This window comes from Reella acinonychis (genome assembly GCF_052828705.1).
In genome coordinates this window covers 1,262,169-1,282,291 of record NZ_CM128256.1, presented here as the reverse complement: position 1 = coordinate 1,282,291, position 20,123 = coordinate 1,262,169, and the positions used below count along the sequence as shown (strand labels likewise).

At 40.2% G+C, this 20,123-nt stretch carries 18 protein-coding genes and 3 pseudogenes; 7 read left to right on the top strand and 14 right to left on the bottom strand.

Going from position 1 to position 20,123, the window contains the following annotated elements; translation table 11 throughout:
• Positions 1 to 17 precede the first annotated feature (17 nt).
• From ACUXZ4_RS06455 to ACUXZ4_RS06420, 8 genes and pseudogenes are all read right to left on the bottom strand, one after another.
• Positions 18 to 296: a phage tail assembly protein gene (locus ACUXZ4_RS06455; RefSeq protein WP_464972296.1), complete on the bottom strand. Its 279-nt coding sequence runs from the start codon at positions 294 to 296 to the stop codon at positions 18 to 20.
• 84 nt (positions 297 to 380) lie between these two features.
• A complete protein-coding gene (locus tag ACUXZ4_RS06450) occupies positions 381 to 899 on the bottom strand; it encodes a phage major tail tube protein (protein WP_464972402.1) in 519 nt (172 codons plus the stop codon).
• Between the two features lie 9 nt (positions 900 to 908).
• Positions 909 to 1,268 (bottom strand): annotated as a pseudogene (locus ACUXZ4_RS06445) (phage tail sheath family protein); the annotation flags it as partial.
• 322 nt (positions 1,269 to 1,590) lie between these two features.
• The gene (locus ACUXZ4_RS06440; RefSeq protein WP_464972401.1) at positions 1,591 to 2,055 is read right to left on the bottom strand and encodes a phage virion morphogenesis protein; all 465 of its coding nucleotides are present in this window, start codon (positions 2,053 to 2,055) and stop codon (positions 1,591 to 1,593) included.
• Positions 2,056 to 2,228: 173 nt separating this feature from the next.
• Complete coding sequence (locus ACUXZ4_RS06435; RefSeq protein ID WP_464972400.1) at positions 2,229 to 3,509, bottom strand: phage head morphogenesis protein; 1,281 nt, start codon at positions 3,507 to 3,509, stop codon at positions 2,229 to 2,231.
• Positions 3,506 to 3,868: pseudogene (locus tag ACUXZ4_RS06430) on the bottom strand (DUF935 domain-containing protein); the annotation flags it as partial. The gene ACUXZ4_RS06435 and the pseudogene ACUXZ4_RS06430, both read right to left, overlap by 4 nt.
• A 98-nt stretch (positions 3,869 to 3,966) precedes the next feature.
• On the bottom strand, positions 3,967 to 4,461 hold the full coding sequence (locus ACUXZ4_RS06425; RefSeq protein WP_464972399.1) for an OmpA family protein: 495 nt from the start codon (positions 4,459 to 4,461) through the stop codon (positions 3,967 to 3,969).
• Positions 4,462 to 4,515: 54 nt separating this feature from the next.
• Positions 4,516 to 7,953 carry an autotransporter outer membrane beta-barrel domain-containing protein gene (locus ACUXZ4_RS06420; RefSeq protein ID WP_464972398.1) on the bottom strand — a complete coding sequence of 1,146 codons (3,438 nt, stop codon included), beginning with the start codon at positions 7,951 to 7,953 and terminating at the stop codon, positions 4,516 to 4,518.
• Positions 7,954 to 8,070: 117 nt separating this feature from the next.
• On the opposite strand from ACUXZ4_RS06420, the pseudogene ACUXZ4_RS06415 reads away from it, so the two are divergent.
• A pseudogene (locus tag ACUXZ4_RS06415) lies at positions 8,071 to 8,202 on the top strand (IS3 family transposase); the annotation flags it as partial.
• Positions 8,203 to 8,260: 58 nt separating this feature from the next.
• On the opposite strand, the gene ACUXZ4_RS06410 reads toward ACUXZ4_RS06415, so the two are convergent.
• The 6 genes from ACUXZ4_RS06410 to ACUXZ4_RS06385 form a co-directional block, all read right to left on the bottom strand.
• Entirely contained in the window at positions 8,261 to 8,872 is a 612-nt protein-coding gene (locus ACUXZ4_RS06410) for a hypothetical protein (protein WP_464972397.1), read from the bottom strand.
• 67 nt (positions 8,873 to 8,939) lie between these two features.
• Positions 8,940 to 11,807, bottom strand: coding sequence for a valine--tRNA ligase (locus ACUXZ4_RS06405; RefSeq protein ID WP_464972396.1), 2,868 nt, complete (start codon positions 11,805 to 11,807; stop codon positions 8,940 to 8,942).
• Positions 11,808 to 12,071: 264 nt separating this feature from the next.
• Positions 12,072 to 12,827, bottom strand: a complete 756-nt coding sequence (locus ACUXZ4_RS06400; protein WP_464972395.1) for an ADP-ribosylglycohydrolase family protein — start codon at positions 12,825 to 12,827, stop codon at positions 12,072 to 12,074.
• A gap of 222 nt (positions 12,828 to 13,049) precedes the next feature.
• Positions 13,050 to 13,550, bottom strand: a complete 501-nt coding sequence (tpx, locus tag ACUXZ4_RS06395; protein ID WP_464972394.1) for a thiol peroxidase — start codon at positions 13,548 to 13,550, stop codon at positions 13,050 to 13,052.
• A 215-nt stretch (positions 13,551 to 13,765) separates the two neighbouring features.
• A complete protein-coding gene (locus ACUXZ4_RS06390) occupies positions 13,766 to 14,218 on the bottom strand; it encodes a DIP1984 family protein (protein WP_464972393.1) in 453 nt (150 codons plus the stop codon).
• A gap of 8 nt (positions 14,219 to 14,226) precedes the next feature.
• Positions 14,227 to 14,676 carry a DNA polymerase III subunit chi gene (locus ACUXZ4_RS06385; protein WP_464972392.1) on the bottom strand — a complete coding sequence of 150 codons (450 nt, stop codon included), beginning with the start codon at positions 14,674 to 14,676 and terminating at the stop codon, positions 14,227 to 14,229.
• Between the two features lie 163 nt (positions 14,677 to 14,839).
• On the opposite strand from ACUXZ4_RS06385, the gene queA reads away from it, so the two are divergent.
• The 6 genes from queA to secD all read left to right on the top strand — a co-directional run bounded on the left by queA (position 14,840) and on the right by secD (position 20,087).
• Positions 14,840 to 15,907, top strand: coding sequence for a tRNA preQ1(34) S-adenosylmethionine ribosyltransferase-isomerase QueA (queA, locus tag ACUXZ4_RS06380; RefSeq protein WP_464972391.1), 1,068 nt, complete (start codon positions 14,840 to 14,842; stop codon positions 15,905 to 15,907).
• A gap of 56 nt (positions 15,908 to 15,963) precedes the next feature.
• Complete coding sequence (tgt, locus tag ACUXZ4_RS06375; RefSeq protein WP_464972390.1) at positions 15,964 to 17,115, top strand: tRNA guanosine(34) transglycosylase Tgt; 1,152 nt, start codon at positions 15,964 to 15,966, stop codon at positions 17,113 to 17,115.
• The gene (locus ACUXZ4_RS06370; RefSeq protein WP_464972389.1) at positions 17,108 to 17,620 is read left to right on the top strand and encodes a hemerythrin domain-containing protein; all 513 of its coding nucleotides are present in this window, start codon (positions 17,108 to 17,110) and stop codon (positions 17,618 to 17,620) included. The genes tgt and ACUXZ4_RS06370 overlap by 8 nt, the downstream gene beginning before the upstream one ends.
• A complete protein-coding gene (locus ACUXZ4_RS06365; RefSeq protein ID WP_464972388.1) occupies positions 17,620 to 17,844 on the top strand; it encodes a sulfurtransferase TusA family protein in 225 nt (74 codons plus the stop codon). The genes ACUXZ4_RS06370 and ACUXZ4_RS06365 overlap by 1 nt, the downstream gene beginning before the upstream one ends.
• Positions 17,845 to 17,920: 76 nt before the next feature.
• Complete coding sequence (yajC, locus tag ACUXZ4_RS06360; RefSeq protein ID WP_464972387.1) at positions 17,921 to 18,214, top strand: preprotein translocase subunit YajC; 294 nt, start codon at positions 17,921 to 17,923, stop codon at positions 18,212 to 18,214.
• A gap of 22 nt (positions 18,215 to 18,236) precedes the next feature.
• On the top strand, positions 18,237 to 20,087 hold the full coding sequence (gene secD, locus ACUXZ4_RS06355) for a protein translocase subunit SecD (RefSeq protein WP_464972386.1): 1,851 nt from the start codon (positions 18,237 to 18,239) through the stop codon (positions 20,085 to 20,087).
• Positions 20,088 to 20,123: the final 36 nt, after the last annotated feature.

Below are 20,123 nucleotides of genomic sequence, written 5' to 3'. Positions count from 1 at the left end.
ATCAAGCTGACTACTAGTTACTTTCCCTTTTGCATCTCGGCAAAGGCTTTTTGCACATTGGCATAGTCAGCAATATCCAAATCATCTAAATCTTCAGGGACTAATCCTGTAAGCAATGCCAGCATATAGACTTCTTTGTCCGCATCGCTACCTTGTAATTCGTTCATTCGCTTGATGTCGCGCACTTTAGCTCGGCGTACATTCAACTCAGTAATTTCTTTGCCTTCGCCGTCACGAATAGGGAAAAGCAATTTAATTTTGCGATAGAGATTAATTTCTTTGGTTAGTTCAGACATAAAAAAACTCCTTAGTGGTTGTTAGATTTCACTAAGGAGTTTAATTAAATTGCGGTTAAATTGATTTTAAACCAGTTTAAAGATTTACTGACCAATATTGGTGCGGTATTTGCGCAATACATCTTCGCCATTAACGCGCAGGATATTAGCAAACGCATCATAGAACAAGATTTCTTTACCATCCACCATTTGCTTAATAGAATGGATTTGGAAACTGTCTTGATGTTCGGTTGCCTCTTTATTTTTTAGGCTACCACCTGTGGTTTTATTAAAACTCACATTCATCACCGTAACCATTGGCACTTCAGCCTCTAAGCCGCGCGAACTGAAGACCTGCAAGTTGGACCGCACCATTAATTGCACGTTTTTAAACGGATTATAAGCACGTGCGCGCACTTCAGGATAAAAGCTATCCCAAGTAACCTCACCTTCTAAGGCGTTCATGCCAGCTGGCAATTTAATTGTACCAATAAGCCCCAAACCTTTATGTTCAATTTGTTCGAATTCAATGTCTGGCAACTTGAACTCTTTGGCTTTACCCAATAAGGAGTTGCCATCCATATAAACATTGGCGTTGACGATTTGATTAATTGTAGTACTCATTTATCACTCCTATTTTTGTGATACCAAATTGACCAGATATTTACGGGTCATCACCGATTTATTGGTAATGCGCTCCCCAGGGATTTTTGGAGTGTAGTCATAAACCAATGGGATTTGTCCCTCACTAAAGGCATTGACGAGATCATATTCATGGTCAAGTCCGACACTATAACCCACCAACGATTTTTGCGAACGCAGGAAGGTATCCAAGGTTTCGATAAAACTATCAATTAAGGCATCATCAATCGGTTTATCAATGTATTGCAATTCGGCTTGACGAATACTTTCGTCGATAATATCACCTGTGCGTGATGCCACCTCAAAATTGCTAATATGAGTGACCGTTGGGTAATTAGATGAACGGTTACCTGTATCGAAGATACCGAAAATATCTGCTGTATCAGAGGTGAATTCGCCTGCTCGGAAAATTTCGATCAGTTCCACGCTTACTCCTATAAGCAATTCGCTTTAATAAAGTTTAGCGTAGCGAAAAAATGATGAGAATAATTTTAAAGCACTTTAAAGATTAGTCTGTTTCTTTACTGCTTTTTAAAATTCCAGTTAAAGTGGAAAGTGGGATAGCGTTAAAATGGCGTTAAAATGGATTAAATGGCGTTTAAATTTTTTTAGATGATAAATTACAACATAACTCCACTGAGAGCGATTGTGGCGTTATTTTAATAATTATTCATTAGCGCACAAGTTGATTAATTTGTCGTTGCAAAAGTTCGGTGGCTTTTTGTAATAATTTCTCGCCATCTTGTTGATTAATGCCAAGCCAAGGACGTGCAGGAATAGTTACTTTATGTCCTTGTCCTGCTTTACCACCAAATTGGTGCAGTCGTGCGTATGGCATTTCCGAACCAAACTCTACACCGCGATCATCAAAATTATAAGCCAGCCGATCAGCAAGATTACCATCTTGGCGCAAAATCTTACGGCTTTTACCGCGTTTTGCTTTGGCAACCAATGTTTTCGGCGCAAGTGGCTGCCATTTTTTGCCATCAGGATCAACTTCTAACTTAAAGCGTTCAGTGTGGATTTTCTTTAAGGTTTCACCGAGCACACCGTAGAGCTTTCGAGGGTGTTTGAGTTGCAATGCTATACGCTCAAGCTGAGCTTGGGCTTGGCTGTCTTTGAGTGTAATTTTGATCATAGTTGATGATCTCCGTAGCTTGAATTAATGACTTAATTATGTATAAACAAACGCTTATTGTTGATTAAAAAATCGTTTGGGCGTATATTTAACTTACTCACAGGGGGTTTCCTACTGGAAAGGTTACGCTGTAAAAGGGGTATTATCCTGTTCGAATCAGGCAAACCTGTGAGTTAATCTAAATTCCCCCATAATAACTCAAAGTCGTATAATGCGGTTTTATCCTTAAATATACTCCCAGTCGTCACCATATTAATTTTAGCCATTTGCTTTTTACCGCTTAGTTTGTCTTTCAATCTGACTTCATAGTCCATTTTGATTGCCACTTTTCCTTTGTCGGTTTCATAAACAAAGAGTAAGGTATCAAGGTTTTTTGCTGGATTTTCAAAACCCTCTTTCGGTTGTAATAAAATCGCTTTTGGCTGACGCAATTTCTCAGGCAACTGTTGCCAAAATTCTAATGGTAACGCAATGCTTTCGTTTTGTTTAAGCTCTCGCAATCCATGCAATACATCTTTATCTCGTACTGCAATAACCGCACTTTGCGGCGATTTATCAAGTGCAGTTAATTTTTCGATGACTTTTTCAGGTAGTACGCCGACGTATTTCATCTCGCCACGTGCAACTTTTTCAAAGCTGACGCGCTGCACCATTGCCGACATTGATTGGTTTAACATCGCCACAGTTGCAGGATATTTTATCATCACATCTTTAATCAATAGACTGGCGAACTGCGGTGTAGAATTAGCGAGTTTTTGAAAGAGTACCTTGTCAATTTCCGCATTTCGCCCAGCAGTGAGTCTGTCAAAATCATGGGGTACAAACCCCACATCATAACCTTTCGGCAAATTCACTATACGTGGATTGCCAGCACGTACGCCTACCCATTTTTCTTGATATTCAATTTCCACTGGAGGACTGACAGTTTTGCCCATGTTTTTTAAATCTGCTTCATCATGGGCAATGACGGTGCAATGGCAGCCATAAGCTTTGATTGGGTAGTAATATTTCCAAAATGGATCGCTCGCAGGACGAATGGTGCCATCTAAATCAACGTGTGCTTGGCGAGGATGGGCATTGTCATTGTGTTGATATTCCCAATAAGGTAGCACATCAGCTAGTTCTAAATGCTGTTTGAGGCGACCGCGGTTGTATGCCCCATAAACATTGGTGTCGTAAATAATACGTGTGCGCCAATTACGTCCGCCTTTGTATTGCCAACCTGTGTTGTCCACAATCTCGTCAAAGTCTTTGCGAAATTGTGACAAAGTGGCGCCTTGTTCTATGGCGTTATCAACAGCCTGCCTAAAAGCGTCCACGATTTCATTACGATTTGCACCTGCGACCACGAAAAAATAATCATGCTCTTCGCCTTGAATATCGAGGTAGCTTTCTGTTGGCAGGTTTATTTTCTTGGCAAAATAACGCGCTTGCTCTTGGAATTGAAATGTCATTTTTGCTCCTCAATCACCGCATATCGACCTGCTAACTCTGCGACGGTTGATGCCCACGCTAACACTTCTGCGTATTCCACGAAGCTGAGTTCAGGGATCAGGCTATCCAGTTGATGGCGAAAATCCTCCAAACTATCTGCTTGCTGAAGTCTATCTTGGATAGCTTGCATCCAATTTTCCACATAGGGTTCGCCTTCTAACTCAAGCTGTTCTACGATACCGTCTGCAATATTGGGTGGTAGTTGGGGTTCGTTAAATTGTGCGGACTTTTGCACCGCACTTTCAGATGAGAGTACAATATCACCTTGTTCAAAACCGTAGGTCCGCGCGAGATATTGTTCGGTAAATTGCACGCCCATACAGCAATGAATTTAGTAGTATTAATTAACCTCACAGTATAAATAAAGCCTTTCGTTATTTATCGAAAGGCTTTAATTTTAATTATTTCTAATAGCTATTATTGTTTTTTAATGCCATGAATTTTGACTGCTACACGTCTATCTGGTTGTAAACAAGCTGTTAATGCTTTTGTGGCTTTTTCGCCAACGCAATCCTTAGTTAAAGGCATTGTTTCACCTGCACTTTCAACGCTCATTGGCACAGCTATTTGTTTATCTGCTAAATACTGTTTTACTGTATTTGCTCGTTTTAACCCCAACTCATAGTTATATTTTTCACTACCTAAACGATCTGTATGACCAACTAAGTGAATATTCTCTACTTTCGCATAGCCTGAGGTTAATTTATCTGCTAATTGATCTAATTCTACTTTTCCTTTTGGTAATAAATCTTTTACATCTGATTTATCAAAGCGGAATAATGCATCTGCGGATAAATTCACTTCTTCAGTCTGTACTGGAGGACACCAGCTATGCTCTACATCTTTTAATTGTGAACAAGCCGTTAAGCTTAACAATGCACAAGATAATAAGGTTAATTTTACATTTTTCATATTTCTTTCCTTATTTGATAAAGGGAAGATAAAACCTCCCTTTACCTCATCAAATTACCAGTTATATTTAATACCTAAAGAACCACGATATCCATCACGTCTTTGATGTTTAGAGAAACTACCTTCATAGTGAGCATCTAAATAAACGTAAGCTTTTTGAGCAACTGGATATTGCACTCCAACACCTGCATCCCACCAAGTTTTTGCATATTTTTCACGTAACTTATCTTGTCCGATTTGAACAGACTTCATATTAGTGAAATCATGCAATATATTTGCTGTTACATAGAATGTTTTCGTTCTATTATCTTCTGTTGGTGCGTTGTATGCTAAACGAACTCCAGCGCGACCTCTCAAGCCAAATGTATCGCCTTGATCAACTTTTTTACCTTGTTCATCAGTAAAGCGTTTTAAATCAAGATATTGTGCAATTAATTGTGCTTGTGGCTCAATTAACCAGCCGCCTTCTGTTTTACCTCTTTCACCTAATGCATAAGGGCGACCAACTTCAGCAGAAAGTAAGTAGCTCATACCTTTATTTTTCGCACTAACGTTATTTCGAGAAGTATATTTATTATTGATAAATGAAACTTGACCAACTAAATCAACATAACTGCCATTTGCTGCATAACGAGTATGAGTCAAACCAAAGCTCCAAGATTTAGATTTACCTGAACCAGTAAATTTATCATCAACAAGTTTTGCATTCACTCTTCTTTCATCATCAAAGAAGTTCGTTTTCGCTTGTGTATATGTTGCGTAAACACCAGTTAAACGATGACCGTTCTCTGCAGTACGTTGTACAGCAAAATCATGCCCAAGTTGAACACCAAATAAATTTGTATCAAAATTTAACCGCACTTTTCCATCAGCTTCTAAGTGCGAACCAAAAACTCTTGCCCAACTTTGTCCTTTTACATCACTTCCACAACGGCTGCAATCATCCCAAGCTAATGTCTGATTTTCACCACGACGCGTATGCAATGTTGCAATCGAAGCATAACCCTGTTCTAAGTTTACGCGAGGCATTTGTACATAACCTGAAACAGATTGCGCATAAATAGGGGTTGGTTTCGGTTGTGGTTTCGGCTCAGGTTTAGGTTCTGGCTTCATCCCTGGTTTAGGCGTTGGCTCAGGTTCTGGCTTCGGCTCAGGTTTAGCATCTGGCTGCGGTTCAGGTTCTGGCTCAGGCGGAATAGGATTTACCGCAGTAATGGTCCAATAATACTCACGTACCATTTTGCCGTCTTTTTCCACAGTTCGTTCTGCTAACTGTAATTCTCCAGCACCCGTTGTTTGTGCTGTTCCTTCAAAGGCATGGTTATTACCTGCACTAAGATCATGTACACGAACAACAACTTCACTGTTTTTATGTAAATCTGCTGCAATAGAACCAATAGAGCCATCAATTACGTTTTCTGCACTACCGTCAGCTTTAACCGTAACAACATTAGTTCTTCCAGAAGCAGCCCCTTTAATTTCAAATAAATCCGATTTAGAATTTTCACCATTCTCACCGCCTGGCGAATTCCATTCCGTATTCACTTTTAAGGTTGCACCAGCAGCACCTGCATAATTGCCTTCAAGGGTTAACACATCATTGTATCTATCATTCGCTAAGGTAATCACCCCACCGTTTTTCAAAATACCATCTGTATTTGTACCATCACTAGTTAAACGGACTGTATATTCAGCACGATTTAGAGGACCTTTTGCTGCTAAATCTTGAGCAGCCACTAAATTTGCAGTAGCGGTCTCTATTGTTTTTTGTTTTCTAACATTAAATTTCTCTACAGACTCATACCAAGCTCTTTCCATATTATTAGCTTTATTTAATGCATCTTGTGCAGCAGCAACGCTATCATCTAGCTCTGCTTGTGTTAAAGAAGACATTTTAGACGCATCTAATACACCGCCATTATTTAGATTTACACTATTTGCAGTACTAATGTTATCGCCTTTTTTCTTTAATTCCCAAGTGGCGTCATCCACATTCATAATTAAAGAAGACGATAATTCTTTATGCACTAATCCCACAACTTTTGCTTTCTTTTCAATGTTAGCAGTTAGGCTAGAAGAATTATCTTTTTGTCCTTGCACTTCAATTAACCAACCTTTATCTGCGGCAGTTGCTAAGGATTTATCACCTGTTAAGGTAAATGTCGCATTTTGAACATTAAAAGAGCCTGAATTTAGCTGCGATGAAAATTTAGAGGCATACCCAAAACTTTCATCTCTCACTTGTTCCGCTTTGACTTTAACTAAACTAGCATTCTCTGAATTTGTTTGCAGTTTTGTATTATTCAAAATAACAGATTGATCAATGCCATTCTCATTACGGGAGGCTTTAATTTCTCCCAAAATAGTTTCCGCTTGTAATTGATAATCTTGCGTATCAAAAACAATCGCAGAGTTGCCTGAATGAATTAAAGATTGTTCTTCCGTTTTCTCCCCGGTTACTTTCAATTGAGAAGAGTTACCAAATAAACGAATAGCAGCAGAATCTTTTGTCTCCGTGGTATCCACCACTAATTTGCCATTAGCAATTACTGAAGAACCTTTCTCACCAACAACAGTGCCACCATCAAAAGGTTTACCAATTTTAATACCCGCCGAGTTAATACCATTCGCTGACACCTTAATTTCTGTATCGCCATTAAATGTTGCTTTCGAACCATGGCCTGAAATATACAGACCAACTAAATAATCACCCGCTTTAGCTACACTGCTATCCGTCACATTAATATTAACCTTACCATTTGAGGTAAACTCAGGTATAGCACCATCAGTTCTATAAATTTTTAAGCCTGATAATTGATGACCGAAAATAGCCGTTGCTGAAACCCAGCCACTACCTACAGTTCTTCTTGAGTATTTAGTATTAGGCGTATTAGTGACATTGATTTCCGCATTTTCTACGGTTAATAAGGATTTATCCGCACTACTACCTCCAGCATAATTATAGCCAACGGCAACGCCATATCCTGCATTAGAATCTGCGGGTACTGAATATGCTTCAGTCTCACTCGCCAAAACAGCATTGACTAATAAATCTTTGATTTGTGTATCTGACTTAGATCTAACAATGATACCTTTTGGGCGATTATGAAGATTTGTTCCGACTGGTTGGTAATTGATGGAAACTTTGCCGTTTGCAATTAAATTACCATTAGTAATATCAAAACCTCTTGGTTCTGATTCATTTCCAGTTTGTAAGTTTAAAGTAAGAGGATCATTCAATGTTGCGGTTGCTGCATTACCGATACTAATTGCAGAACCGCCATTAACTGAAAGATCTCTCACGCCACCAACTAATGTTGTATCAGTAGTAATTGACTCAGGATTACTCGGTGCTGCACTAACAGAACTAATGACACTTGCAGTAAGTAACACAGCTCCCGCTGAAACTTTTCCAGCTCGTTTAGCTAATTCAGAACAAGCCACATAAGTTTGTGTTGCTACACACCATTTTGATTTGAAAATTTTATTCATGGAAAATCTCCTTTATCGATCATATTTCTGCTTAATTATAATACAAATAAAGATCAATTAACGAACAGATTTTTGTTAATAAATGTAAAGACATGAATAAAGTAGGGATTTAAAAACAAAAAGTTTGAGTGTTTTGCTGAACTAGAGCGTACTATTCACGAATACGTGCATTACTACAACAATGAGCGTATTCAAGTGAAATTAAAAGGACTAAATCCCGTACAATACAGAACTCAGTCCTTCAATTAAATCAGTCTAACTTTTTTGGGGCAGATCAAAAGATAAGCCTTTTCAATACTATGGACGACTAATTTGAAATAGCCTTTGGCTGTTTGGCTTCTTTTTCAAACTCTTCAAATTTTTTTCCGTCTGGTAAAAGCCATTCAGAAGGTTTTAGTAATTCCTTTTTGATGTTTATCTGCTCTAACCAAGAGTAAAGTGATTGGAATGCCTTACTATCTTCCTCATAGTTATTTTTAAATCTCCCATTACCTAATATGCGAACAGCATCAAAATTACCGATATAGACTACTTCACCTTGCTTAATACTAAACTCAAACGGCTCTTTTGGCTTTTCGGCAGGCTTCCCTTGCGTACGAATAAATTCCCAAGAAGTGAATTTATAATTTCCTTCAGGTAATTCAAATGCACGAAAGAATTTTCGCACTCCTCTTTTCTTTAATGAAAAGAGTTCATCCCAATCATTTACAACTAAAACAGTCTTTTTATTATTTATATCTTCTATAGTAAAAGAGATTCCTGTCGCAGTAAAAAGAGCTCGATCAGTCACTGCTAGGAGAAGAACCCCTTTCTCTTGAAGATTTGGTTTTCCATATTTTGAGATTCCATTTGTTGTAGAACAGGCACTTAGCACTAAACTCAAAAATACAGAAAAAAGTAGGAAAATTTTTCTAATCATAATCTTTACTCTCCGATTAAAGAAAGACAGTCCATTCTAAATGAGCTGCCTCTATCTTATTTAATAATTACAACGCTTCAATCGCTTGATACTGCTGTTGCAGTTTTTCCAAGCCTTCAGCGTATTCCGCCATTTTGGCGCGTTCTTTGTCGATGACTGCTGGTGGGGCTTTGGCGACAAAGGCTTCGTTGGCGAGTTTGTTTTCAATACGTTGGATTTCGCCTTGGTATTTTTCAATCTCTTTATTCAAACGAGCCAGTTCTGCGTCTTTGTTGATGAAACCTGCCATTGGCACAAGCACTTCGGCGTTACCCACTAATTTCGCTACGGAAAGTGGGGCGGTGGCGCCAGCGTCGAGTGCGTTCACACTGTCGAGTTTCGCCATTGCCTGCAACAAGCGGTGGTTTTCTGCCAAGATTTTACGATCTGCGTCGGTGATGTTGCGAACGAGTAAATCTAGCGGTTTGCTTGGAGCGATGTTGCTTTCGGCACGAATGTTACGCACGGCGACGATGATTTCTTTCAACCATTCGATTTGTGCCACCGCTTCATCGTCCACAAGGCTTGCGTCAAATTTCGGGAATGGTTGCAACATAATGGTGTCGCCTTCCACGCCTGCAAAGCCTTTCACTTTCTGCCAAATTTCTTCGGTGATGAACGGGATCACTGGGTGAGCTAAACGCAATAATTTTTCCAACACGTTCACCAGCGTAAAGCACGCACCGCGTTTTTGTGCATCCGAACCGTTGGCGAAGACTGGTTTGGTAAGTTCCAAATACCAGTCGCAGAATTGGTTCCACGTGAATTCGTAAAGGGTGTTCGCTGCCAAGTCGAAACGGTATTGCGAAAGGGCGGTACGGAAGGTTTGCACGGCGTTGTTAAATTCTGCTTGGATCCAACGATCCGCCAAGCTGAACGCTTTTTCGCCTTCGCCTAATTCTAAGTTGTTGATATTCATCAGGGTAAAACGGCTAGCGTTCCACAATTTGTTGCAGAAATTGCGGTAACCTTCCAAACGTTTCATATCCCAGTTGATGTCACGACCGTTGCTCGCCAACGCAGCCAACGTGAAACGCAATGCGTCCGTACCGTGAGCAGAAATGCCGTCTGCAAATTCTTTGCGTGTGGCTTTGGCGATTTTTTCCGCTAATTGCGGCTGCATCATATTGCCCGTGCGTTTTTCAAGCAGATCTTCAAGGCTGATGCCGTCGATCATATCGATCGGATCCAACACGTTACCTTTCGATTTGGACATTTTCTGCCCGTTTTCATCACGAATTAGCCCCGTGACATACACAGTTTTGAACGGCACTTGCGGCTTGCCATTTTCGTCTTTGATGAAGTGCATCGTAAACATAATCATACGCGCAACCCAGAAGAAAATGATGTCAAAGCCCGTGATCAACACATCCGTTGGGTGGAACATTTTTAGATCCTTGGTTTGCTCCGGCCAGCCAAGAGTGGAGAACGTCCACAAGCCTGATGAGAACCAAGTATCCAACACGTCTTCATCTTGTTTTAACACTAAATCCGCAGGCAAGTTGTGTTTCGCACGCACTTCCGCTTCATCACGCGCCACATACACATTGCCTTGCTCGTCATACCACGCAGGAATGCGGTGCCCCCACCAAAGTTGGCGAGAAATACACCAGTCTTGAATATCACGCATCCAAGAGAAGTAGAGATTTTCATACTGTTTCGGCACGAATTGAATTTCGCCATCTTCCACCGCTTTCACCGCCACTTCCGCCAGCGGTTTCACGCTCACATACCATTGGTCAGTAAGCATTGGCTCAATTGGCACGCCACCACGGTCGCCATAAGGCACTTTCAAATCGTGCGGTTTGATTTCCTCTAACAAGCCAAGGGCTTCAAAATCCGCCACAATTTTCTTACGCGCCGCAAAACGCTCTAAGCCTTGATAATCCGCTGGAATAAGTGCGGTGTAATTCTCAAGAATTTTACCGTCTGAACCGACGATTTCCGCTTCCGCACGAATATCGGCGTTCAGTGTCATCACATTGACCATTGGCAAGCTATGGCGTTTGCCCACTTCGTAGTCGTTGAAATCGTGGGCAGGGGTAATTTTTACCACGCCCGTACCAAATTCACGATCCACATAATCATCGGCAATAATTGGAATTTCACGATTGGCTAACGGCAACACCACGGTTTTACCGATAAGTGATTGATAACGTTCATCTTCTGGATGAACCGCCACCGCCGTATCGCCCAACATTGTTTCAGGACGCGTGGTCGCCACCACTAAATAATCCTTGCCGTCTGCGGTTTTCGCGCCATTTGCCAACGGATAGCGGAAGTGCCAAAGTGAACCTTTGCTCTCTTTGTTTTCCACCTCCAAATCAGAGATCGCCGTGTGAAGTTTTGGATCCCAGTTCACAAGGCGTTTGCCACGATAGATCAAGCCTTCTTCGTGCAAACGTACAAACACTTCTTTCACCGCATTGGACAAACCTTCGTCCATTGTGAAACGCTCACGATCCCAGTCAATTGAGTTACCCAAACGGCGAATTTGTTGGCTGATCGTACCGCCTGAATAAGCTTTCCAGTCCCAAATTTTTTCGATGAACGCTTCACGCCCATAATCGTGGCGAGTTTTGCCTTCTTCCGCAGCAATTTTACGTTCCACCACCATTTGGGTGGCAATCCCAGCGTGGTCAGTCCCTGCCTGCCACAAGGTATTATTACCTTCCATACGGTTAAAACGGATCAGCGTATCCATTAAAGTCTGCTGGAAAGCATGCCCCATATGCAATGAACCCGTCACATTCGGAGGCGGAATGGCAATGCAATAACTTGGCTTAGTGGTATCTTCCGACGGTTTAAAATAACCGCTCTCTTCCCAGTGTTTATACAGGGCTTGTTCTACTGCTGACGCATCAAAACGGTCAGCCATTTCAAAGGTTTTTGTCATTGGTTTTTCTCTTGATCTTTATTTTCAAAATCTAAAATTGTAGGGTAAACCCAAATATTTATTGCATCTTCTGCAAGTTGTCACCCCGCTAGCGCTCGTGTCCACACGAGTGCTTTTCTAGTCAAAATTACAGCACTCGTCAAAGACGAGCGCTATCTATTTACATCGCTGACAACGGATCACAATGTTGAAAATTTTTGCACTTTATTTCTCAAATCTGCCTCTTGTAGCCATTTGCGTTAATTTTAAAAGTAGTCCAACGAGCTAAATCCGCTCAAGAATACTCAACATTTCATCAGGCAAATAGGCTTTTACTTGTTGTTTTAGAGAGTCTGGCACGCCGTAAAAGGCTTCGGCAATGGATCCTGTAATCGCTGCCAATGTATCGGAATCACCTCCTAAGGAAATCGATAATCTCAACGCTTGTTCAAAATTTTCGCTTTCCAAAAACGCGATGATAGCAGGCGGCACAGAGCCTTGACAACTCACATCAAAGGTGTAATTTGGGCGAATTTCATCGCAAGTACTGTTTAAATTATAGCCAAATAGCTCAATAAATTGCTTAATTGCCGCTTTGTTTTCGCCTTTACGAGCCAAGAAAATGGCGGAAGCAACAGCTTGTGCCCCTTTAATTCCTTCTGGGTGGTTGTGGGTAATGTCTGCGGAGCGTTTGGCGTATTCCAACACGCTTTCCATATCCTCACACAACCAGCCCACCGCTGAAACTCGCATCGCGGAACCATTGCCCCAGCTATTATAAGGTTGTGGTTCAAAACGGGGGTTTAGCCAACGGCAAAACATTCCACCATAGCCCGCATTGCGGTATTTGTTGCCCCATTTCCGTACTGTATCAGGCAAATCAAGTTGAAAGCCACTCAATGCCCATTCTGAAATAGCGACGGTACACACCGTATCATCAGTAAACTTGCTAGCAGGGGTAAAGAGTTCAAAATCTGTGCCTTTGTAGTTATTCCACTCAAAACGAGAGCCGATAATATCGCCGATTGCTGCACCTAACATAGTTATTCTCCTAAATGTTGTTTATAAATTATGGCTATTCAAATAATGCTAATGTCAGTATAAACAACTGGTGCGACAGGTTGTGTCTCATGACATCTATTTCTATTAATTTCAGGATAAAAATCGACCTTAGAACTTAAATGCAAATTCTTTGTTTAAATCAGAATAACCTATCATTTAAACAACATCAGGGGCAATTGCCCCTGTATCACTTAGTTAAGCTTATTTCAATACTGCTAAAGCGGCTTCGTAGTTTGGTTCTTGTTTAATTTCTGGCACTAATTCGCTATGTAGCACGTTATTATTTTCATCTAACACGATCACTGCGCGTGCAGTTAATCCAGTTAATGGGCCCGTTACCATATCCACACCTAATTGTGCATGAACTGCTTTGTTGCGGAATGAAGATAAGGTTAATGCGTTTTCAATACCTTCTGCACCACAGAAACGTGCTTGAGCAAATGGTAAATCCGCAGAAATGCATAACACAACGGTATTGGTTAAATTTGCGGCTTGTTGATTAAACATACGAACTGAAGCTGCGCAAATGCCTGTATCAATACTTGGGAAAATGTTTAATACTTTGCGTTTACCCGCAAAATCCGCTAATGCCACATCCGCTAATTCATTATTCACTAATACAAAGTTTGCAACTGTTTCACTTGCTTTTGGGAAGTTACCCGCTACTTCTACTGGGTTGCCTGCTAATGTAATTTGACTCATAAGTTTGTCCTCATAATAAAAATAAAATCCCCGTTCCCACCCATTTTTATTCAGATCAACACAGGGTTGTTACAATACAAAGTATGTGTACCATGTCACTTGTACGGAGCAAAAGTTGTTCAGAAAAAAATGAACTGCTCTTCGTTCTCGTAATGGTGTTTTTTGTGTTCGCCTCTGAATAAAAATACCTAAAATTTCACCGCACTTTATTCAGATTAGATCTCGTATTGCCAGTTAGCCTGTTGCACTAAAACATCTAACTCGCGGTGTTGTTTCGCAAGTTGATCCGCTTGCTTGCGAATAGCCTTAATGTCCACCGAAGCCAAGGTTTTAATTTCACTGCGACTATAACGATCTTGCTCTGGTAACGCTGACTCAGCTAAACGAATTAAGGTTGAATGTTCTTCTTTTAATCGATCACGTTTGGCCAAAGCTTGTAACATTGTTAAACCATTGGATAGGCTAATTGTTTGATTTGCTTGGTTAATTTTCACCACTAAAGTTTCCAAACTATCCGCAGTTTGTCGATATTCTGCCAATAATTCCATTGGATTTTCCGCAGGAGTTTCGCCTTCTTGGTGCTTCGCATTTTGTTGTAATCGTTGTTGAAGCTGTGCTAAACGACGTTGTGCATCTGCACGTTCCATTAATGCTTCTGCTAATTTCATATAAATCCTTATTTCGTACTCTGTTCTGTCGATAATTGCCAACCCTGTTGTCTGAGTTGTTTATAACGTTCTCGCGCCAATACTTTTTGTTGTTCATCAGCGGGAACAAAATCAATGAGTTGGTTAAAACTATTAATAAAATCCGGCAATTCTCGTTGTAATAAAATGAGCACATCTCGACGCTGTGCATTACGTTTGCCTTTCCAGCTAATTTCAATCGGTGTGGCATAATTTGTCACTTCACCTGAAAGATTGTGTGGCACAAATTGCTCGGGTTCTCGCTGCCACAAAGCTTCATCTAAACGCAATGCTTGTTGCTCTGTTTCACAAGCGATTAATACTCGCTTGCCTGCTCGCCATATTTCAGCGGACAAATCGCAAGCAAGCGCTTCATCAGGCGAAAGTTCGCCTTGATATTCTGTGGAAGAGAGAAGATAAAATGTTGCTTGCTTAGCCATGCGACTTTCCGTTGAATAAGAAACTGATCTGCGAGATTCTAACTAAGAATGAGGCAAAAATAAAGGTTTTACTTGTACTTAGGCAAAAATCACAATAGACTACCACCACTTCATAAAGTGGGTAAATTTACCCGCACTTTTTAGATAAAAAATTCTCATACATATGTTAGTTTCTGATTTTTATTTTGACTTACCCGATGAACTGATTGCTCGCTACCCAAAAACAGAGCGTAGTTCTAGCCGATTGCTACATTTGGATGGCAAAAACGGTGAATTTTTTCACCGCACTTTTACCGATATTCTTGATCTTATCGACGCTGGTGACTTGTTAATTTTTAACAACACACGAGTGATTCCTGCGCGTATGTTTGGTCGTAAAGCCAGTGGCGGAAAAATTGAAGTGTTGGTAGAGCGCGTATTAACCGAAAGCACCTTTCTCGCGCATATTCGCTCAAGCAAAGCGCCTAAAGTGGATAGTGAATTATATTTGGGCGAAGATAAATTAGGCGAAGGCAAAGGAATCAAAGCCATTATGCGAGGGCGACAAGATGCCTTATTCGAAGTGGAAATTGTGGATAAATCCACCGCACTTTTAGATTTATTACAGCAAATCGGGCATATGCCATTGCCTCCCTATATTGATCGTCCAGATGAAGACAGCGATCAAGAACGCTATCAAACCGTTTATAACAAAGTACCGGGCGCTGTTGCTGCACCAACCGCTGGTTTACATTTTGATGATGCGCTATTAGAAAAGCTCAAAAATAAAGGAGTAAATTTTGCTTTCGTCACCTTACATGTTGGCGCTGGCACGTTCCAACCTGTTCGAGTGGAAAAAATTGAAGATCATCATATGCACGCCGAATATGTTGAAGTGAGTCAAGATGTGGTAGATGCGATTTTAGCAACTAAAGCCGCAGACAAGCGTGTTATTGCTGTAGGCACAACTTCTGTTCGTTCTATCGAAAGTGCAGCTTTAGCAGCAGAAGAAAAAGGCTCAAATGAATTAATTACGCCTTTTTTTGCTGACACGTCTATTTTTATTTATCCAGGTAAAAAATTCCGCGTTATTGATTGCTTAATCACCAACTTCCACTTACCTGAAAGTACGTTGATTATGTTAGTTTCCGCCTTTGCTGGCTATGAAAATGTGATGAACGCTTATAAAAGTGCGGTGGAAAATCGCTATCGTTTTTTCAGTTATGGCGATGCGATGTTCATCACTAAATAATATGTAAAAATTTAAATTAATTTCGTTGAACTGTTTATTCGACAAAAGGAAAATACATGAAATTTAACCTAAAAACCACGAGTGGCACAGCTCGTCGTGGAGAAATGATTTTTAAACGCCCACAAGGCGAATTTTCGGTACAAACGCCCGCCTTTATGCCTGTTGGTACTTATGGCACTGTAAAAGGCATGACGCCTGAAGAAGTACGAGCCACTGGTGCAGAAATTCTATTGGGTAACACTTTCCATTTATGGCTCCGCCCAGGGCAAGAAGTGATGCGTAAACATGGGGATTTACATGATTTTATGCAATGGCATCGTCCAATTCTAACGGACTCTGGCGGCTTTCAGGTATTCAGCTTAGGTAAACTACGTAAAATTAAAGAAGAAGGGGTCCATTTCCAAAATCCAATTAATGGCGAACGTATTTTCCTATCGCCTGAAAAATCTATGGAAATTCAATATGATTTGGGTTCCGATATTGTGATGATTTTCGACGAATGTACACCTTATCCTGCTACATTTGATTATGCTAAAAATTCAATGGAAATGTCATTGCGTTGGGCACAGCGTAGCCGTAATCGTTTTGATGAATTAGGTAATCAAAATGCGCTATTTGGTATCGTACAAGGCGGCACTTACGAAGAATTACGCAAAATTTCGGTAGAAGGTTTGGTCAATATTGGCTTTGATGGCTATGCTGTCGGCGGTTTAGCTGTGGGCGAACCTAAAGAAGAAATGCACCGTATTTTAGAATTTGTTACTCCATTATTACCACAAGACAAACCACGCTATTTAATGGGCGTGGGCAAGCCTGAAGATTTAGTGGAAGGCGTACGTCGTGGCATTGATATGTTCGATTGCGTTATGCCAACCCGTAATGCACGTAATGGACATCTATTTGTCAGCGATGGCATTGTAAAAATCCGCAATGCCAAATATAAAGATGACACCACAGCCTTAGATCCGGAATGTGATTGTTATACCTGTAAAAATTACACCAAAGCTTATTTATACCATTTAGATAAGTGCGGTGAAATTTTAGGTGCAAGATTAAATACCATTCACAATTTGCGTTACTACCAACGTTTAATGGAACAAATTCGTACAGCGATTGAACAAGATCGTTTTGAACAATTTGTAACAGAATTTTATGCCAAAATTGGCAAAGAGGTTCCGCCATTACAACAGGAATTAGCCAATGATTAATTTAGCACCTGAACAATTTGCTAGCTGGGAGCAACCGATTGATATGCTTTATGCTTGCCATAATCGAGTAAAGAGTTTCTGTCGCCAATTAGCGATTTTGCCAGAATATTTACAGAAAAATGGTGTTAATCAAGCTGTAAAAAATGATGTTCAGCAAATTCTGACCTATTTTAATGTGGCTGCTCCGCTGCATCATGATGATGAAGAAAAAGATTTTTTCCCTGCGCTATTGAAATATGCACCTCAAGCACAGAAAAATATTGATGAATTGGAAAGCCAACACATTGTGTTACACAAGAATTGGGATAATCTTTCCATTCAATTGCAAAAATTATTGGATGATGAAATCAGCCATATTGAGCCAGAACTGATTCTTCAATTTATTTCAGGTTATGATGTACATATTGCCTTAGAAGAACCCTTGTTCGCTTTAGGTCAACAACATATCCCTGCGGAAGAATTAACGACTATGGGTCAAATCATGGCAAATCGTCGTAAAATTTAATGGAATATCAGATAGATCTCCGTCAATACCATTGCCCTCTGCCACTGTTTATGGTGCAAAAGGCAATGGAGCAATTGGAATCAAAAGCGATATTATGTGTCATCCTAAACCACACAAGTGCGGTGCAAGATTTTAAAGTTTTATGCGATAGGAAAGATTATCGCTGGATTTCTTGTCAGAAATTAACCGCACTTGGATGGCAAATCAAGCTACAAAAGCCTTAGCTTTTCCCTTGATTTTGTGGTATTTTAGCCACCTCAATTTTTATTTATCAACTTTATCAACTAAAAGGAAATTATCATGGACGCACAACAAGGCAGCCCAATGTTAACTGTGATTATGCTTGTCGCATTTGGTTTAATCTTCTATTTTATGATTTACCGCCCACAAGCGAAACGTAACAAAGAGCACAAAGCGTTAATGGAATCATTAAACAAAGGCTCTGAAGTTTTAACTTCAGGTGGTTTAATCGGCAAAATCACAAAACTAGCAGATGATGAAGTAGTGATTGCATTAAACCCAACAACCGAAGTAACAATCAAACGTAACTTTATCGTTGCAGTATTGCCAAAAGGTTCAATCAAATCTCTTTAATTCCAATGAAGGTTATTAACTTATGTTAAACCGTTTTCCTTTATGGAAGAATCTAATGGTGATCCTCGTGATCGCCATTGGTGCTTTATATGCGCTTCCAAATATTTATGGCGAAGATCCTGCGGTACAGATTTCTGGCGTTCGCGGACAACAAGCCAACGAAACCACATTAAACGATATTCAACATCTACTTAACGCCAACCAAATTGAACCAAAATCATTGTTATTAGAAAATGGATCAATCTTAGCGCGTTTCCACGACACCACAGCGCAATTACTTGCTAAAGATAAAATTGCTGAAAAATTAGGAAATAGCTACTCTACTGCCCTAAACCTTGCGCCATCAACACCTGAATGGTTAAGAAATATTGGTGGTAATCCAATGAAATGGGGCTTAGACTTGCGTGGTGGTGTTCGCTTCTTAATGGAAGTAGATATGAATACTGCGCTTGGCAAACGCCAAGAGCAATTACAAGATAGTTTACGTACTGAGTTACGCAAAGAAAAATTGCAATATTCTGCTATTAAAGCAGGGGAAAATTTCAGTACGCTTGTGACTATCATTAATCCTGAAAAAGTCTTTGCAGCACAACAATTCTTACGTAAACAACATCCTGAATTAGAAATAAATAAAGTCTCTGATAACACCATTTCTTTAAGCCTTTCTGAAGCAGGATTAAACACCTCTCGTGATAATGCAATTGAGCAAAACCTCAGTATTTTACGTAAACGTGTTGAAGAATTAGGTGTGGCAGAAGCTGTTATTCAACGTCAAGGTGCTGAACGTATTGTTGTTGAATTACCAGGTATTCAAGATACCGCACGTGCAAAAGAAATCTTAGGTGCAACTGCAACCTTAGAATTCCGCATTGTAAATGGCAATGTTAGCCCTGAAGCACTCTCTCGCGGCGTTGTGCCATCAGATACTGAAATTAAATTTAACCGAAACGGTCAGCCTGTTGCCCTTTATCGTAAAACCGAATTAGGTGGTGAACATATTACCAATGCAACAGCGGGTATTGACCAACAAACTTCTACCCCTCAAGTGAGTATTACTCTTGACAGCGAGGGGGGGAACATTATGGCAGATATCACTCGTTTGAATTATAAAAAACCAATGGCAACCTTATATGTAGAATATAAGGACAATGGTAACAAAGACGAAAATGGTAAAGTCATCTTAGAAAAACATGAAGAAGTCGTGAATGTGGCGACAATTCAAGGGATCTTCGGTAGTAAATTCCAAATTACAGGTATTGATAGCCTAGCTGAAGCACAAAACCTTTCTGTTTTATTACGTTCTGGTGCTTTAACTGCCCCTATTCAAATTGTTGAAGAACGTACTGTTGGACCTTCATTAGGGGCTCAAAACGTTGAACAAGGCTTAAAAGCAGGTCTTTGGGGCTTGGCTATCGTTATTGTCTTCTGTTTAATTTTCTATAAATTATTTGGTTTAGTAGCAAGCCTTGCTCTTTGCGTCAATATGATTTTGGTAGTAGGTTTAATGTCACTTCTTCCAGGCGCAACCTTAACCATGCCAGGTATTGCAGGGATTATTCTTTCTGTGGGTATGTCCGTCGATGCAAACGTATTGATCTTCGAACGTATAAAAGAAGAAATCCGTAATGGAAGACCAATACAGCAAGCGATTCATGAAGGATATAATGGTGCTTGGACATCAATTTTTGATGCTAACCTCACAACAATCCTCACCTCAATTGTACTCTATGCGGTAGGAACTGGTCCTGTGAAAGGCTTTGCGATTACACTTTCATTAGGGGTTGCAATTTCTATGTTCACAGCAATCACTGGAACCCGTATGCTAGTCAACTGGTTATACGGCGGTAAACGTGTTGAGAAATTATCCATTTAGCAAGGAGAGAAATTGTGAGCTCAATTAAATCAAAAC

Excerpts from the sequence above, each read along its gene's own strand:
- ACUXZ4_RS06385 (WP_464972392.1), bottom strand. The coding sequence starts at position 14,676 with ATGGCTAAGCAAGCAACATTTTATCTTCTCTCTTCCACAGAATATCAA.
- ACUXZ4_RS06410 (WP_464972397.1), bottom strand. The coding sequence starts at position 8,872 with ATGATTAGAAAAATTTTCCTACTTTTTTCTGTATTTTTGAGTTTAGTG.
- ACUXZ4_RS06440 (WP_464972401.1), bottom strand. The coding sequence starts at position 2,055 with ATGATCAAAATTACACTCAAAGACAGCCAAGCCCAAGCTCAGCTTGAG.
- tgt (WP_464972390.1), top strand. The coding sequence starts at position 15,964 with ATGAAATTTAACCTAAAAACCACGAGTGGCACAGCTCGTCGTGGAGAA.
- ACUXZ4_RS06400 (WP_464972395.1), bottom strand. The coding sequence starts at position 12,827 with ATGTTAGGTGCAGCAATCGGCGATATTATCGGCTCTCGTTTTGAGTGG.
- ACUXZ4_RS06365 (WP_464972388.1), top strand. The coding sequence starts at position 17,620 with ATGGAATATCAGATAGATCTCCGTCAATACCATTGCCCTCTGCCACTG.
- tpx (WP_464972394.1), bottom strand. The coding sequence starts at position 13,550 with ATGAGTCAAATTACATTAGCAGGCAACCCAGTAGAAGTAGCGGGTAAC.
- ACUXZ4_RS06370 (WP_464972389.1), top strand. The coding sequence starts at position 17,108 with ATGATTAATTTAGCACCTGAACAATTTGCTAGCTGGGAGCAACCGATT.
- yajC (WP_464972387.1), top strand. The coding sequence starts at position 17,921 with ATGGACGCACAACAAGGCAGCCCAATGTTAACTGTGATTATGCTTGTC.
- ACUXZ4_RS06435 (WP_464972400.1), bottom strand. The coding sequence starts at position 3,509 with ATGACATTTCAATTCCAAGAGCAAGCGCGTTATTTTGCCAAGAAAATA.
- ACUXZ4_RS06405 (WP_464972396.1), bottom strand. The coding sequence starts at position 11,807 with ATGACAAAAACCTTTGAAATGGCTGACCGTTTTGATGCGTCAGCAGTA.
- ACUXZ4_RS06420 (WP_464972398.1), bottom strand. The coding sequence starts at position 7,953 with ATGAATAAAATTTTCAAATCAAAATGGTGTGTAGCAACACAAACTTAT.
- ACUXZ4_RS06455 (WP_464972296.1), bottom strand. The coding sequence starts at position 296 with ATGTCTGAACTAACCAAAGAAATTAATCTCTATCGCAAAATTAAATTG.
- ACUXZ4_RS06450 (WP_464972402.1), bottom strand. The coding sequence starts at position 899 with ATGAGTACTACAATTAATCAAATCGTCAACGCCAATGTTTATATGGAT.
- queA (WP_464972391.1), top strand. The coding sequence starts at position 14,840 with ATGTTAGTTTCTGATTTTTATTTTGACTTACCCGATGAACTGATTGCT.
- ACUXZ4_RS06425 (WP_464972399.1), bottom strand. The coding sequence starts at position 4,461 with ATGAAAAATGTAAAATTAACCTTATTATCTTGTGCATTGTTAAGCTTA.
- secD (WP_464972386.1), top strand. The coding sequence starts at position 18,237 with ATGTTAAACCGTTTTCCTTTATGGAAGAATCTAATGGTGATCCTCGTG.
- ACUXZ4_RS06390 (WP_464972393.1), bottom strand. The coding sequence starts at position 14,218 with ATGAAATTAGCAGAAGCATTAATGGAACGTGCAGATGCACAACGTCGT.